This is a genomic window from Ruegeria sp. CG11 (assembly GCF_056537245.1).
Genome location: NZ_JBQFRE010000068.1, coordinates 1 through 684, shown reverse-complemented (window position 1 = coordinate 684; position 684 = coordinate 1). Strand labels below are relative to the sequence as shown.

Annotated in this window: 1 pseudogene; it reads right to left on the bottom strand. The window is 56.3% G+C overall.

Annotation, left to right across the window (positions count from 1 at the left end):
* Nucleotides 1-12: 12 nt before the first annotated feature.
* Nucleotides 13-622 (bottom strand): annotated as a pseudogene (locus ACR0KW_RS24260) (transposase).
* Nucleotides 623-684: the final 62 nt, after the last annotated feature.

The following is a 684-nucleotide window of genomic DNA, read 5'->3' as shown; positions in this document are numbered from 1 at the left end:
TAGGCTCAGGCCTCATAGCCAATAGATGACGAGAGCTGCGAGAGCGATTGCTGAGAGGCAGACCTTTGGACATCGGTCGTATCGTGTTGCGACACGTCGCTAATCCTTGAGCCTTCCGAACATGATCTCAATCCTGTTGCGGCGCTTGTCGTGTCGGGCTGTCGCCTTGCGCTGCTTTCGACCCGGGATGCAGGCGCGTATCCCTTTGCCTTTCAATGCGTTTCGGAACCAGTCAGCATCATAGCCGCGATTTCCAAGCAGCCAGTCCACATTTGGTATGCTGCTGAGCAGAGCCCTCGCACCAATGTAGTCGCTGACCCGACCGGCAGTGACAATCAGGCGTCCGCGCCCCCCTTTTTCACCGCAGGGCTGGACGCAGTGCGATGGGCTTTGAGATACGTCGCATCAATCATGACCGTCTATTCTTCGCCGTGATCCGCAGCCAGACCGACCAATATCTGAGCAAAATACCTTTGTCGCGCCACCGTAACCCATTGCGGCTGATGAAGATAATCCCACTCAAGACACGCTTGTCATCGACACGAGGTTTGCCGTAGGGCTTTGGGAAGAAGGGCTCCAGACGCGCCATCTGGGCGTCCGTCAGCCAGAAAAGATCAGACAAGTTCGCTCGTTTTCGAACCGTGAATCACGCCGCAGGACGGAAATCAAGGGGGACTGTGCCTA